Origin of the sequence: Westiellopsis prolifica IICB1 (genome assembly GCF_004323185.1) — a bacterium.
Classification (GTDB): Bacteria; Cyanobacteriota; Cyanobacteriia; order Cyanobacteriales; family Nostocaceae; genus Pelatocladus; species Pelatocladus prolificus_A.
The window spans coordinates 1-14,506 of record NZ_NAPS01000008.1 but is presented as its reverse complement, the minus strand read 5'-3'; the positions used below and the strand labels follow the sequence as shown (position 1 = coordinate 14,506).

The window sequence follows — 14,506 nt, the reverse complement described above, 5'->3', positions numbered from 1 at the left end:
CGTAAAGAAGGATGACAACAGATAAAGTTATTTACTGATTTACTATAAATTAAGCAATGGCTGTTTAATTATGCTAATTGCCTAAGTATATAAGTGAAGATTAGCCTAAAATTTTCATCCAAATCTTTGCAAATAAACACTATAAGAATCAAACATAATTGAATTATCCCAATAAAAAATATGAAGCGTTTGATAAAGTAAAACATATATGGAGGTAAGATTATGACCCAATCTTTGCCAAAATTACTGACATTTGATGAATTTATCGAATGGTATCCCAACGATGGTAAACGCTATGAATTACATAACGGAGTAATTTTTGAAATGCCCCCTCCAAGCGGAGAACATGAAAAAGTCATAGCATTTTTATCACGTAAATTAACGGTGGAGTTTGATCGTCTGAATTTACCCTACGGTATTCCTAAAACTGCATTCGTTAAAACTCCTACTGCTGAATCTGCTTATTTGCCCGATGTATTGTTATTAAATCTAGACAACCTCAGCAACGAACCGCTTTTTCAAAAGCAGTCAACAGTCAGCCAAGCTGCATCTGTGCCTTTGGTGGTTGAGGTTGTATCGACTAACTGGCGAGATGATTACTACAACAAATTTGCTGACTATGAAGAAATGGGCATTCCTGAATATTGGATTGCTGATTATGCTGCTTTGGGAGCTAGGAAATTTATCGGTAATCCCAAACAACCTACTATTTTTGTATGTAATTTAGTTGATGGTGAATATCAAATGACTCCGTTTCAAGGTAACACAGCGATTAAATCACCTACCTTCCCCCAATTAAATTTAACCGCACAGCAGATTTTTGATGCAGCTAACTAACCCACATCCTGCCACAATGCTTCATTAATTTGCACTAAAATCTCTTCTAAACGCCCATTAAAAGCTTTATTTAATCTGACAAATCCGCCCCCTTGAATTTTAAATTCTCCCTGGTCTAATGCTTCTTTATCCACAATAGTTTCTACCTTCAACTGCTTACCAATGCGTTCTAACCATTTGCGTTGGGGTGGTGTCCAGTTTTGAGAAGTTAGAATTTTCTTCATTGCCTTGTCCACCCTCTCCTCATGGGAAACCAAAGCATCCCCCAATGTGGCTTGGCGGATAAATCCAATTATTGAAGCCGCAATATCAGCATTAGTCATTTCCCGCCATGCTACCTGCAATGTTTTTTCTGAATACCCAGCTTGGTCAAGCATTAAGCGCAATTCCTTCAACTGCGCCCTAGTCAATTCACGGGGACGGGTAGTTACAACTATCAAAGCTGGAATTTTGTTGATGTTCTCGCGTAAATATGCGCCAAAACTATCTAAATAATCTTCAGGTTTTTGGGCATTACCATAACCCCTTTCTACCCGTCGCAGTTCATCAGCATGGCGAGAAATTAGTATTGGTTGTCTACCACCATCTCTAGCATCTAACATTTGTGCGATCGCGGAGCGTTGCCTAAACCATTCCTTAAGTTGCTGGGGGTCACTTTGGCGCAGGTGGTTGATCATCTCTGCCATTGGCATTCCGGCTGCGGCTTCAATACTATCTCGGTTGCTATCCCCTAACTTTCTTTGCTGACGTTGCAGTTTGGCTAAAAGTTGGTCAACAATGGTAGCCGCAGCAGTGCTGTCATTGACTGTCTCCAATTCTGACACCAGTTGGGTAAACGAAATATTAGGATTAACCGCCACTGGTTTCATCGTGGAGACTGGGGCGAGGGCTGCATATAAATTCACAGCATCATAAATGTAAAAAACTTCTTTTTTAATCTCATCACAGCGCCGTGTCGCCCGTCCTAACATCTGTTCGTAAAGGATGCGCGAGTTCACCCGCCGAATAAATACTAAGTTGCAAATTTCTGGGACATCAATGCCAGTAGTTAATAAGTCCACTGTGACAGCAATTTTAGGATTAGCTTCGTTTTTGAAGCGGCGAATTAATTGTAATGGTTGGTCTGCTTTGCCAGTAATTTTGAGAACCGCATCATCTTCCACACTGCCATACTGGGCAATCAACGCTTGTTTTAATAAGTGAACAACAATATCAGCATGACTATCATTCACACAAAATATTAAAGTTTTTCCTGGCAGTGAAGGGTCAATATTTGCTGCTAAGAATCCGCAGATTACCCGATTAAATTCTTCGGTAACAACTCGCCGATTAAACTGTTCTACCTCAATTTTGACTTCATCCGGGGCATGAACTAAATCGATTCTGCCTGTGATGGGGTCAAAATATTCCATTGCTTCCCCTGCTTGCCACACCATGCCATCTTCACTAAGGGCTGTAACTATGCGGATGGGGGGTTCACAGTCAGTAAGATGACCATCAATAACGGCTTCTTTGTAACTGTAGGTGTAAACTGGTTCACCAAATATTTGAGTGGTGTGTAGGGCGGGGGTGGCAGTAAGTCCAATTTTTACAGCATCAAAATGGTCGAGGACGCGGCGATATTTGGAGACGTAATCGTTAAAGTCGCGGAAGGTAATTTCTGTATCGCTTAACTCCCTATCTAGCAAATATCCTCTGTGACATTCATCCACGACAATGCAATCATATTGGTCAGCTGTGGGGATGTCCGTGTTATCGCCTGGGTAAAGAATCCGTTTCACAAAAGCTTGCACGGTGGCAATCTGGACTTTGGTATCTCTATCCGGTACTGCGTCCCCTAGTTCTTTGATATCAAAAATGTCAGCGAAGGTTTGCAAATTCTCCATCCGCGTTTCTTTAAATGCATTAGTGGCTTGTTCTCCCAAGGCGGTACGGTCTACTAAAAACAGGACGCGGCGAAAACGTTTGGTTTTGAGGAGACGATAAACCAGGGCAATGCAGGTTTTAGTTTTACCTGTCCCCGTTGCCATTGCCAGTAATAGTTCCCTTGCACCTTCTGCTAATTGGGCTTCAACGGCTTGAATGGCTTTGATTTGGTAATCACGCAGTTGCAGGTTATATGCAAAACCTTCTTGGGCAAGTAGTTGGTGTGCTTTCTCTACATCTTGGTTAAGGGCATCAATGAAAGCTTCCGGTTTGTACCAAGTGGTCAGGGGACGGCGGATATTTTCAGGACGGCGTACATCACAGAACCATATACCGCTTTTGGTTTGCAACTGTCGTAAAAATTCTCGTCCGTTGGTGGCAAAGACAAAGGGGACTTGATATTCTCCCCAGGGGCCACCGGGTAAGATTTCATCACCTTTAATTTTGTAGCCGCGACTGTAACGCTTGGCTTGGTCAATGGCAGCATAAACATCGGTGCTTTGACGTTTGGCCTCGACTACAGCCATTACCTGGAGTCCTACAAATAAAACATAGTCAGCACGTCCATCATCTGTAGGCCATTCTGCGATCGCCAAATTTTTCCCTTTTTGCGGACGAATGCCTTTTTGATAAATTAGTTGTTCCGAATCTACTTCCCAACCAGCTGCCCGTAGTTGAGCATCAATGAGGCGGCGGGTTTCGCGTTCATCCAGGTCAATATTTTCGCCTACTTCCTGGGAAAGCTGGATGGTTTCTTGAATTGTTTGTGCAGACTGACTTTCTGCTGTAGTTTGAATAGTTACAAGGTGATTTAAGGCTGCTTGTTTTTGTGCCTCAGTTATGAGTGCCAGTTCTTCTGCGGATATGCGGCGCTGTGCTTCTTGTGCGGCAGCAATTTGTGCTAGTTCTGCGGCTGTGCGGCTGGCTTGTAACTCTGCCCGCAGCTGTGCTAATTCTTGTTTGAGTGCTTGGGTTTCTCTGGCTGGGTCTTGAGGTGGAACAAAAGGGCCAGGGTTAAAATCAGGATTTTTAGTAGTAACCCGATGAAACCATATTCCTAGTTGACGTGCATACTTCAGGTTGCTGAGGGCTGTTCTGTGGTCATCTGCTAATGCGTGTGTGGCATTATTCCCTGCCAAACGTAATTGGTCAAACAAGTCATATACTTTACCTTTAAGGATTCCTTTGTCCCGCAGGCGACGCATTAAATCGATTTGCCGTGCTTCATCGTCGTACATCCCTACCTGAGCAGCAATCAGTTGTGCCAGGAGTTCACCAAACTGACGCAATTTGATCAGGCAGGTGTTAGGGTCATCAGTAAAATATCTTTCTGCCAAAGCTCCCAGTCGCACCAGTTGCGGGTCATGGATTTCTAGGAATCCAAAGTTTGGCGATACTAACATTTTGTCAGTCTTTCTCCTGAGAGTTTGGCAGTGTAGATTGCTACTTAATTCAATATCTTTCTAGCAAATTCTTCCATAATTTACAATCAGGATGCTCTATTGCCGTTATTCGTTTTAGGCTGCTTTGTTCAGGGTCGTAATTGTTGGCACTGGCAAACACGCCTGGTTGAGCGAAGCTGTTAAAACGTTGCGCCTTATCGACTAATCCTCATGAGGATACTTTTTCTAGATTTTGATCAAGGAAGCACATCAGGAAAATACCAATCATATGCAGGAGCGCCCGAATTGATTTTCTGTTCAAGCTTAGACAGTTGTTGAGCCAAAATCGGAACACGTGGACGGTAAAGTTCTTGGGCTTTTCGCAGATGTTCCAGTCCTTCTTGCTTGTATGTAGGGTTACGCTTTTGGTTCCACAACCTTAATTTGTACTCTGCCATTAAAGTGTGAGCCTCAGCCGAATTCGGATCTCTTTCTAAAACCAGTTTGTAAATCGCTTCTGCCTCCGGATCATCAAGCTGATTGTACCGTTTGAGGTGTGCTACTTCCAGTAACCTATATTCAACTAGTTTGCGCTCCCTTGGGTTGCGTGTTGTTTTAAAAGTTTGTATTAATTGTTCTTCCGAAGCCTTGCGTTTCTGGGGAGCTTCAATCACCCAGCCTGTGACCAACCCACCGATACAAGCGCCAAGCACAAATTTACGAATCCAAGACTGAATTAAATACATTTTTAAGTGTCACTTACTGGTATAAACCGTTCTGTTTGACTTGCGTAACCCTTGGGCGTAATTTTGACTCGTGCCGGAGATGAGCCGTCAGCAATGCACAAATAGCCCTCTAACGGTGGTAGGTTTTGTATTTCTGCCGGGAGGACAGCAGCTGTTTCACGAATGGTTTGTGATTGAGTTTGGCTACCACCCAAATCTGAGTTTTGCGAGTCCGAGAAAGTAACATCAATCCGTTCTTGCGCCCCTATCATGTCTGAGAATTGTTTGGCTGTTGTACCATCCCGCACATTTAAAATCAGCTTTGTGGCAATACCCTGAAGGATTATCCTGCTGCCCAATTCCCCGTAGGTCTGCTCAATTTGGGCAGTGGTTTGAGTACCAATGAAGCCACTGCCTTTGAATTTACGGCTCTCTGAAAGCATTCGAGGTAGAGATTTTAATTGGCTCAATGCCCCCAGTTCGTCAATCACCAGCGCTGTTTTGTAACGCCGATTCTCATTACTCAACAGTCCCCGCAGCATTAACTCAAAGCAAGTCGAAATCAGAGGTTTGAAGGTTTCCGCATCTTCTTCAAACAGAGGCAGAAAGATCCAATGTGGGCTGTCTTCTTTACCCCATTTGTAAAAGCTAAATTCGCTCTTATTTGATTTTGCTAGGGTTTGATAAAACCGCAGTTGGTTAATGGCTGTGGCAATAACACTACCTGCTGTGTTGCCACTTTCGCCCTCAAAGTAGCGGCGGGAAATTGTACCCGATAGGAAATCTTTCAGTTGCTCAAGAGAGAAATCAGTCAACACCTGCCACACTTCAGCGTTAGAGTAGGTGCGTTCAAATATATCGGCAATAAAGTTTTTAGCTGCATCGCTGAAAAATCGTTCTTTCGGGTCATCAGGGATAAGAGCAGCAGCGATAGTACTCGGTGAAACTCCTTTTTCTGCTCTATGGCTCCACCCTACACTACGGGCATCTCTGGGATTAAAAATAATATCACCAGGGCGATAAAGTTTTTCAATCAGTTCGCCGTTACGGTCTAGTACCATTACCCGCCAATCCGAGCGCTTATGCAGGGTATCGAGGATTTGTAATATGGATTGGGATTTGCCTGAACCGGGAGCGCCAAAAAAGCCGAATGAGAGATTTTCCAAGTAATTAGGCAGAACAACACCGCCGATTGATAATTTTGGTTCTAGGGGCTGTTTACCTGATTGTTTGAGTAGTTTTACTTCCCTTAAGCTCAGTTGACGTTGCAATTGTTGGGGCGTGACGATTTTGGTTCCCCGCAAGATTTGAGACGTGAGTCCTTTGGGGAAGAGAAGAAAGACAATTGTTATTAGAAGATTCAGCCGCCACAGTCCCAACCAGCCTACACCACTAAATAATGCAATGAGCATTAAAAAACCGACTGTTGCTAGAGCCACCTTCAAGGGAAATGGTTGTTGTCGGTTGTTTGACCAATCAGCTGTAAATAATAGTAAAGGGAACAGTGGCCCAGCTATTTTCGCTATCCAATAAGCAAAAATCCCTAGTCCGACACCAAAAACAAAAATTAGCAGCGAGACTATGTTACCACCAGCGATCGCTTCCATGTTCAGCCACTCCTTATCAACCTATCGGCTTCTGTCTCTAAAATGCTGTTGTTGTTTTTCGTTTGAGTTTGATTGAGAAATGCCGTATTGAGAGCGGATGGCTTCTAATCGTTCCTGCAACGATAGGTTTGCCCAATCCTGCTGCTGGTTATTTGTCTGCTGCGGTTGTTCTGAAATTTGTGGAGACTGTGTTATTTCTGGCTCTGGTTGTGTCGTTGCTTTTTGTTCAGAGTGCTTATTAGTAAGATAATTCCAGCTAACACCCATGTCGGCTGCTAAATAAAGACCACTTGGGGTAATATTTTTTGCCCATTCTCCAAAGCTGGGAGATGCATCTTTGTTGTAATAATCAGTCGGCAGATAGCCAAATTCTTTACCTAAATAGATTTTGTTATCGTCTTGTTGGGTGTTGGTGTCCTGACTGGGTTCTGAGGTGCTGTTTTCTGGTTGTAAGTTGATGTGTTGTTGGTTGAGTAAATGTACTTGTGGTGAGTCTTCTTCTAATTCAGAGTCGCTGTCCTTTTTGGTGCGTTGTTGCTTAGTGTAGTAATCATCGTCGTTCATCTTGCAATACCTCTGTTGTGTGTACCATCAGCCTTGAGATGCACTCTATAGACTCAGCCCACTATTTCGGTTTTGAACCCTTTCTTTTTCCTCTTTCAAGTGTTGCAATCCAGGCTGAATTTTTGGGATAAGTTGCTGAAAGTGCTGTACTTCTTCACTCGTAAGAAGTGAGGGTTCAACAGGTTCCCATTGTGAATTCTCTGAGTTATAAGAGGCCTTCATCAGTTGCGCCCCATCACTATTTCTCACCAATACCAATTGATCTAATTCATCCCAATAAACTGTGTGCTTATCACCTTCAAAACGATTTTTCTCAACTACTTTTAAAATTCCAGCAACAATAGGCGCTACAGTTTGGGTACGTTCAAATTGCACTTGAAAGGAGGTATTAGAGAGTTCTTCAGTAATAAATTCTTCAGAGACAACTTCCTCACAGACAAGTTTAGAAGCAACGACTTCTTCAGATACAAATTCAGAAGCAACGACTTCTTCAGTAACAAGTTCGTTTTCTTTTTGAGTCGAACGAAGCCTACGCTGCTCAATTGCGTCCAGATTTCTATTAATGTTTTCAATAGCTTCTGCTGTTGCCGCAGTGTTAAACCTAATCCGTTCAAGGCTAGTACGAGCCAAATGCTTACTTGCGTTCAGAGCTTCATCAACTTTGCTAGAATCTTCAGTCACTCGTTTTACTCCTCTCTTTAATTTCTATTTTTCTAACGAGGCAGGAGGGGCAAGGGGCAGAGGGAGCAGAGGGAGCAGAGGGAGCAGGGGAGGCAGGGGGAGAGAAGAGTCATTAAACAGTAACTCTCTTTCTTCTCCAGCAATACCTGCGGATGAAGCTCCAAAAGGAAGAGAAGCTTCTCTAGCAACACCTGCCCGGAGTGGAGGGCATTCTGAGAAAGCTCCCGGAAGCCTCCCCTACTCCTCTGCTTCCTCTGCTCCCCCTGCTCCCGGAAGCCTCCCCTGCTCCCAGCCTCCCCTACTTCTGCCTTGGATCTGTACCCAATTTTTTCTCAATTCGTTGTAATTTTACGTTCGTATACTCCACCTGCTTATGAATACGCTCAATCTGCTGTTGGGTAAAGTTGCCCAACTCTGAGTGTGCTAATTGGAAACCCACTTTGCTGATCATTAATATCAACACGCAGCCAACTAGAAAACACACCATCGTGACTACGAATCTTGAATTCAAAAATAAACTACAAATGCTAAGTGAAATACTGTTTAATAATCTCGACCAAAATGAAGCAATCTTCGACTCCAAGCTGACTGTTGAATCTTCCTTATTAACCAACTGTTCTATTTTTTGCATCAACCATCTTTGATTACGTGCTAAATCCTCTATCTCTCCCCTTATTTGATTCAATTCTCTGCTACCAGACACTGCCAAAATCTCCCTTTTCAATTCCGACATTTGAGCTTGGTTTAACTCCACTTTCAATGTCTGATTCTGGGAGAGCGCTTGATTTAAATTCACCAACAGTTTTTTGAAAGTTGGTATCTCTGATACAAAGCTTTTATATGAAGGTGATACTTCACTCAATGCTTGCAGTTGAATCAGCTGTTGTTGCGAGGTTAAATCTAATGCGTTCAACGCTGTAGTCAGCCTATTGCACGACTGAGCCAGGTTGTTGATCTTCTCACTTTGATCTCCTGCATCTTTTAATTGCTGTGCTGTTAGTTCTGTCCATTCTGACAGTTCAAATTGTAATTTTTTAAATAATTGTTTCCACTCATGTGGCGCTGTTTCTGTCAGTTGTGCCAGATACCCTATGTACTGCACCAATCGAAATGCTGGATCTTCTGGACGCATTCCAGAATCTACTGCAAATCGCAACACCTTCGCTTGAAATTCTGGCGGTTTATCTGAAAGTAATCTATCCAAATGAGATGGTTGAGCGAAGTCATTATTAGCCATCCTAAAACCTCAACACCAAAATCCAGAGATTACATTTAATTTGAAAAGTAGTTTTTCAACTAGAGAATAAGCGAGATTTACTCAAATCCTAGTTGCACTGCTGCTCTTAAAAACTCACTCTCGCAACTATCCACCCACCCAAACAACCTGGACTGATTGCTTAAAGTTAGCGCCTCATGTGATAAGGCTTCTCGAAAACTTAAATCGTTACTATCTATAAAATCAAAAATATCGTCAAACAACTCCGGCAGGTTCAACTCTATTGCACCCAAACCCAATGCAGCCTGCCGCGCCTTTGAGTTGTTGTAGCGAGTAAACTTATTCTCTGCACCCCAGTAGAGATTCCTAACTATCACATAGTCCACTCGACTGCCACAAAACTCTAACAGCCTTTTTAACTGCACCACCGAATCCTTGACTCTGCCCAGCACACTTACCATTGTGATTCGGTAGCCTAAACGCTCGGCATTTTGAAATAAATAGATGTCGTTTGCCAATTCTTCAAAATACTCTGCTGCACCCGCAGGCAAATCAACCAATGAAACTTGAGGAGTCAGCAGTTTTAAATCATCTTGCAGGGCATCCGCACCACCCCGATGATTCAATTTCAGGGTTTTTACCCCAGGCAGAATATTGTTGTAATGCCTCCACAACTGAGGATTAGAAGCGTCACACTCATAAGCAATGCAATTGATATTGCGATTTCGGTAAATATCGAGCAAAATTCTGGCTACTACGCTTTTCCCTGTCCCCCCTTTATCCCCCGTACACATCACAATCCTTTTATTTACTGCTGATGGAGCGGTTTTCTTCTCAACAGCAGTTCGAGTTTTGATCATAAATCATCTGGGTTATAGAGTTTTGGCTTGAAGGTATGCGATTCACCCTGTAACTTCGATTCCGACTTTGACTGACTCTGTGCTTGTGACTGTGATTTGGCTGATTGTCCTGACTGAGACTTTCTTCTTCCTTTTTTCTCAGACTCGCCCCCAGTTATTTCCTGAGATTCAGTAGCCCCCTGGTCAATAGTGGTTGACTCTCCCTGGTTAGTATCAGTCTCTGAAACCTGCTCAACATCAGTCTCTAAAGACTGGTCAACTTTCTTTTTCTTGCGAGTGCGAGTACTCTTTCTCACCTCGCCCAATAAATATTTCAGCCGACTGCCACTAATGTGAATATCTAGCCCAGCCAATAGCTCTGATATTTCATCATAGGTATAATTCTTTTTTAAAGCACCCTCAATATAGCGTCGCATCTGACGAATTGCTTCTTTAGCAGGAACATCAGGCAACTCTTTAGACTTCAACTCCTTCAACGCTTTTATCGCTTCTGGAATCTTGTCTTTGCTTATCCTTTCAGTATCTTGTTCTTGGTGCATTCTAATCGTCGCGTGAAATTATTTGTTAATTCTAATATTTCCTCCGTAACTCTGTTAGAAATATATACTACTAAAGAAAATATGTACTATTTTCTCTTAATAATGCAAAATATATTTACAATTATCGAATTTCCCACTATCTTGCCGCTATTTCTCACTCTCTCGTCTTCTCCTGCCCACTGGGCAGCCCCCAGACCCGACTCTTGCCCAAAATTGGGTTAGGAGCCAGCCATGCCTTTTTGCCTCCGGCAAACTTCGCTCCGCGAAGACGGCAGGGCTGGCACAAGGGGAGCGCCCCTTGTGAATCCCCCAACTACGTTACATCATTACCCTCACCAATTATCAAAAACTTTGACACTCAGCTATGAAAAAATGGGGACATACTCAAGCAACCAAACTGTGTCACCTCATTAGCCCTTCTCCACGTCTTCCCCAATCCCTAAAACTTATGCCCAAACGTATTAAATTTAAAGCTAACTTCAGAACACATTCTTACAGCCTCCGATTGAGTGACCTGGAACTCGACTGGCTACGCATGAAAGCTAAAGATGCAGGTATGAGTGGAGCCGATTTAATACGCCGCTTAACTTTCAGCAAACCACTCCCCAAAAGAATCAGCAAAATCTCACTCGCTACTTACCTTCAATTGGGGCGAATTGGCAACAACCTCAATCAACTTGCAAGAGTATCTAACACTGCCATCAAAATGGGATATCCACCACCAGCTAAACAAGAGCTACTAGAGGAACTTTTAGAACTTCTACACGAATGCAGACGACAACTCGCACAAGTCGATGTTGATGATGACGATGACGACTTAGAATCAAAGGATTTTGGGGATGATTGGGAAGCAGATTAAAGGCAGAGGTTTTCGAGGTCTGTTGGACTATTTGCAATCCAGCCAAGAATCACGATTAATTGGTGGCAACATGAGCGGTAGAAACGCTCTCGAATTGTCCAGAGAATTCAAAATTTCACGCCAACTTAATCCAGAAGTCGAACGAGCAGTTTATCACGTCTCACTCTCAGCTGCGAAGGACGATAAACTCGATGATTACCAATGGTGTGAAATAGCTGATAAATACATGGAGAGGATGGGTTTCAACTGCAACCAATTTACCATTTTCAGACACGCTAACACTGACGATGACCACATTCATATAGTTGCCAGTCGCATCAGATTAGACACCGGGAAAGTAGTGCATGATAGTTGGGATTATGTACGCTCCGAAAAAGTACTCCGAGAACTTGAAAAAGAGTATGAACTAGTGCAAGTAGCTGGTAGCAGAGATAAACTTGCAAGAACACCCACCACTGGACAAGTTCGGCGCATCAAAAGAGAACAATCAGAGTATGAACGCGGGGAACGAGAAAACCCACCACAGCACACCATCAAACAACGACTCCAAGAACTCATTGACCGCGCCACAGCTGACCAACCAACTATGCCCCAATTCATTGAACGACTACAACAGCATGGTGTAGAAGTTCGACACGGACTAACACGCAATGGTAAATCAAAGGGCATTTCTTATGCTCTGGATGAACAACATTTTAGTGGCACACATTTGGGTGCGGCTTACACCTTTCCAGGACTCCAAAAACATAAAAGTGTTGACTACCAACCACAACGTGATGATGCGCTTATATTACAGCTGCTTGCAAACCCAGTTAAGCAGATCCAGACTCACCAACAATCACTCTCAAATAACCACACTAACGCAGAATTTGAAGAAGAACAAATTCAACTTGAACACATCCAAACTGTAGCTCCTATCCTCGCTAGTCTTTTAAAAGCTGTGGACTCAAATCGATTTGAGGGAAATCAACACACAGCTTACTGGGATGAAAATCAATTGGTTCTGGTGAGAAACAGCGATAGGGTGCAACTCATGAGGGTATCTTATAACTCGCAAAAATCACAATGGGAACCCATTGAGCGCTCCCAACTGACGACTGAAGAAGTACAGCACTTTCAGCAACTCATTCCCAAAATTCAGTCCAGATTGGACTCACTGCAACAGGATAAAGAAAGGTCTTTGAAAAACCGTAGTCGGGGGCTTAGTCGATGACCTGCAAGGAGAACTTACTTACTTGCTTCCATCTTGTTTGACAAGCCGTGGATAGACAATATCGGCAGCCAACACAATTAGTGCGTGAATCGGCAGGATAACTAGTAACAGTGTTAACAGCCGTACCATACTCATTGCGGCTTCGACAATCACAGGCTGTGGAGTCAGCCAATCGAACGCAGAGTCTAAAAAGTCTGCAACCTGTTTCTTCCCTTCCACACATAACCAGGGGCTGTGAGCAACTATTGCATGTTCAGCCTCCCAAGCACGCACACTCTTAAGCGAATTACGTAAACATGCGCGGTCAAAGATATGCGCTAGCTGCACTCCACGCGGCGTGTGTCGATACATTTGGTTCCACTGAGTAGTTACGCGCGAAATCGACGAAAATTTCGCCTTGTCGAAGTCCATGATCAGATCCGTAAAGATTACAGTGCGCGACGCCCAATGGAAAAAGACAATCTCATCAAACCATCCGTTCCCTGACCCGAAAATGCACTGATCGATCTGACCAGCCCATTCGGGTTCAGGCGTATCTGTAGACAGCGTTTTGTAGAAGGTTAAGTCCTTGCGCTTTGAAGCTAGTCCTGGTGATGCATAAAGTTTGGCATCCGGATACACCTGGCTCCAGTCTCCCATATGTAGGTGGTGTAGCTGATTGGGTGAGACGAGGTATTTCACTACCCCAAGCCTATCAATATCGGCACGGATGTCGGGAGTCAGACGAATTGGAGAGACAATCAAAAGGCTATTGTCGTTGAGGCGAATTACGACTGCACGATGCGTATACCGATAGCGCGGTTGCATGGGCGGGCGAAAGCAGACACACTCCTTGGCCTCAATCGTCCAGATATTTGAGGCAACTTCAACTAGACCACTTTTGAGTTCGCTCTTGATTGGACGAAAGCTTTGTACCACAGAGTCCTCCTGGTCTGGATTCAACGTAGATTACAGCTGGCAAAGGTATCGATTGCCTAACTATTTATTATGCGGATACTTTCTGTACAGTACAAAAAAATTTGGAGTGAGCATTCTGGTTGCCAGGGGGGATCGGCGCATCCCCCCTAGAACCCCCGCGCAGCCTGTTGCCGAGTCAGAGCCGACAATAAGCAACTTCACATGGCAATAAGGTTAATCGCGGCTCTCACTCCGGTTCGCTTCGCCAACAGGCAAAAATAAAAATCTAGAAAAAGGAGATTAATAGCTTGATAACTATTGGACTCGCCTCACTCACCATTTTAGTTAGAGTGTTGTAAGTGAGAGCATAACTACAAAAAGCGTACTAGTTTTGAATAGATTTAACTCAAGCGATATCTACGCTTATTCGGCTCTAGTTTTGAGTCAAGCAGATATACCTTAATTATTGCTAGGAGAAACACAACATGGGTGAAGCAAAAAGACGCAAAATGTTAGACCCTAATTACGGAAAAGTTAGTAATAAAAAAAACAATGTACAAAATGATATCTCCCCCCTTGTAAATGCCTTAATCAATTTCAGTAGATCACAAACTTTTCCCGAAAGGGCGATCGCTGCGGATTTTTGTAAGATAGGATACTTTTTGTTGTCATATTTATAAAAACAGTGCAGTAATTAATAAGTTACATTTATAAATGGTTGACAGTTTTGTTTTCAGCATATTAACTAGACGGAAGATAAACAGCTTGAATAACTTGATATTTTCGTTCAACAGCTTGACGCAAGAATGCTAACATCTGCTTCAGACCAAATAATTGATGATAAACGAGCCTTCCACCTCTTCTATTCAGGCTAATTTTTAACCAGAGAAGATAAACCCAAATATTAACTAAAAGGAAAGAAATGCCAACGAATAATAATCGAAGCGCTGGTTTTTTATTAGTGGTTCTAATTCGACATAAATTTTTTAACCGATAACTGCTTTCAATTCCAAATCTTTTTCGATAGTGTTGATGTATGTAAGATAAACTAGTTTTTACTTGATAAATAACATAAGCGAAATACTCAACTCCATGTTTACCTCGCTTACCTTTTCTATATTTACAGACTATCCATAAGTTAAAAGTTACTGAATTATCTTTACCCTTGGTCATCGTATAATGGGTTTTATAACTTTTTTT

Annotated in this window: 12 protein-coding genes and 1 pseudogene; 3 read left to right on the top strand and 10 right to left on the bottom strand. The window is 42.9% G+C overall.

Annotation, left to right across the window (positions count from 1 at the left end; translation table 11 throughout):
• The first annotated feature begins 222 nt into the window (after positions 1-222).
• Complete coding sequence (locus tag B4U84_RS29130) at positions 223-837, top strand: Uma2 family endonuclease (protein ID WP_131121525.1); 615 nt, start codon at positions 223-225, stop codon at positions 835-837.
• On the opposite strand, the gene hsdR is transcribed toward B4U84_RS29130, so the two are convergent.
• From hsdR to B4U84_RS29090, 8 genes are all read right to left on the bottom strand, one after another.
• Positions 834-4,166: a type I restriction-modification system endonuclease gene (gene hsdR / locus B4U84_RS29125; RefSeq protein WP_131121524.1), complete on the bottom strand. Its 3,333-nt coding sequence runs from the start codon at positions 4,164-4,166 to the stop codon at positions 834-836. The genes B4U84_RS29130 and hsdR overlap by 4 nt on opposite strands.
• Before the next feature lie 236 nt (positions 4,167-4,402).
• On the bottom strand, positions 4,403-4,891 hold the full coding sequence (locus B4U84_RS29120; protein WP_131121523.1) for a tetratricopeptide repeat protein: 489 nt from the start codon (positions 4,889-4,891) through the stop codon (positions 4,403-4,405).
• Positions 4,892-4,893: 2 nt separating this feature from the next.
• Positions 4,894-6,477: a type IV secretion system DNA-binding domain-containing protein gene (locus B4U84_RS29115; protein ID WP_242677762.1), complete on the bottom strand. Its 1,584-nt coding sequence runs from the start codon at positions 6,475-6,477 to the stop codon at positions 4,894-4,896.
• Positions 6,478-6,498: 21 nt separating this feature from the next.
• The gene (locus tag B4U84_RS29110; RefSeq protein ID WP_131121522.1) at positions 6,499-7,041 is read right to left on the bottom strand and encodes a hypothetical protein; all 543 of its coding nucleotides are present in this window, start codon (positions 7,039-7,041) and stop codon (positions 6,499-6,501) included.
• A gap of 45 nt (positions 7,042-7,086) precedes the next feature.
• Entirely contained in the window at positions 7,087-7,722 is a 636-nt protein-coding gene (locus B4U84_RS29105) for a hypothetical protein (RefSeq protein WP_131121521.1), read from the bottom strand.
• 298 nt (positions 7,723-8,020) lie between these two features.
• A complete protein-coding gene (locus tag B4U84_RS29100) occupies positions 8,021-8,959 on the bottom strand; it encodes a DUF6753 family protein (protein ID WP_131121520.1) in 939 nt (312 codons plus the stop codon).
• Between the two features lie 77 nt (positions 8,960-9,036).
• Positions 9,037-9,798 carry a P-loop NTPase family protein gene (locus B4U84_RS29095; RefSeq protein ID WP_131121519.1) on the bottom strand — a complete coding sequence of 254 codons (762 nt, stop codon included), beginning with the start codon at positions 9,796-9,798 and terminating at the stop codon, positions 9,037-9,039.
• On the bottom strand, positions 9,795-10,337 hold the full coding sequence (locus tag B4U84_RS29090) for a hypothetical protein (RefSeq protein ID WP_131121518.1): 543 nt from the start codon (positions 10,335-10,337) through the stop codon (positions 9,795-9,797). The genes B4U84_RS29095 and B4U84_RS29090 overlap by 4 nt, the downstream gene beginning before the upstream one ends.
• A 448-nt stretch (positions 10,338-10,785) precedes the next feature.
• On the opposite strand from B4U84_RS29090, the gene B4U84_RS29085 reads away from it, so the two are divergent.
• Both B4U84_RS29085 and B4U84_RS29080 read left to right on the top strand, forming a co-directional pair.
• Positions 10,786-11,196 carry a plasmid mobilization protein gene (locus B4U84_RS29085; protein WP_131121544.1) on the top strand — a complete coding sequence of 137 codons (411 nt, stop codon included), beginning with the start codon at positions 10,786-10,788 and terminating at the stop codon, positions 11,194-11,196.
• Positions 11,177-12,409: a relaxase/mobilization nuclease domain-containing protein gene (locus B4U84_RS29080; RefSeq protein WP_131121517.1), complete on the top strand. Its 1,233-nt coding sequence runs from the start codon at positions 11,177-11,179 to the stop codon at positions 12,407-12,409. The genes B4U84_RS29085 and B4U84_RS29080 overlap by 20 nt, the downstream gene beginning before the upstream one ends.
• Before the next feature lie 18 nt (positions 12,410-12,427).
• On the opposite strand, the gene B4U84_RS29075 is transcribed toward B4U84_RS29080, so the two are convergent.
• Both B4U84_RS29075 and B4U84_RS29070 read right to left on the bottom strand, forming a co-directional pair.
• Entirely contained in the window at positions 12,428-13,327 is a 900-nt protein-coding gene (locus tag B4U84_RS29075; protein ID WP_131121516.1) for a DUF4336 domain-containing protein, read from the bottom strand.
• Between the two features lie 720 nt (positions 13,328-14,047).
• Positions 14,048-14,506, bottom strand: a pseudogene (locus B4U84_RS29070) (ISH3 family transposase); the annotation flags it as partial.

Coding starts and splice junctions, on each gene's coding strand:
- B4U84_RS29130 (WP_131121525.1), top strand. CDS start 223: ATGACCCAATCTTTGCCAAAATTACTGACATTTGATGAATTTATCGAA.
- hsdR (WP_131121524.1), bottom strand. CDS start 4,166: ATGTTAGTATCGCCAAACTTTGGATTCCTAGAAATCCATGACCCGCAA.
- B4U84_RS29120 (WP_131121523.1), bottom strand. CDS start 4,891: ATGTATTTAATTCAGTCTTGGATTCGTAAATTTGTGCTTGGCGCTTGT.
- B4U84_RS29115 (WP_242677762.1), bottom strand. CDS start 6,477: ATGGAAGCGATCGCTGGTGGTAACATAGTCTCGCTGCTAATTTTTGTT.
- B4U84_RS29110 (WP_131121522.1), bottom strand. CDS start 7,041: ATGAACGACGATGATTACTACACTAAGCAACAACGCACCAAAAAGGAC.
- B4U84_RS29100 (WP_131121520.1), bottom strand. CDS start 8,959: ATGGCTAATAATGACTTCGCTCAACCATCTCATTTGGATAGATTACTT.
- B4U84_RS29095 (WP_131121519.1), bottom strand. CDS start 9,798: ATGATCAAAACTCGAACTGCTGTTGAGAAGAAAACCGCTCCATCAGCA.
- B4U84_RS29090 (WP_131121518.1), bottom strand. CDS start 10,337: ATGCACCAAGAACAAGATACTGAAAGGATAAGCAAAGACAAGATTCCA.
- B4U84_RS29085 (WP_131121544.1), top strand. CDS start 10,786: ATGCCCAAACGTATTAAATTTAAAGCTAACTTCAGAACACATTCTTAC.
- B4U84_RS29080 (WP_131121517.1), top strand. CDS start 11,177: ATGATTGGGAAGCAGATTAAAGGCAGAGGTTTTCGAGGTCTGTTGGAC.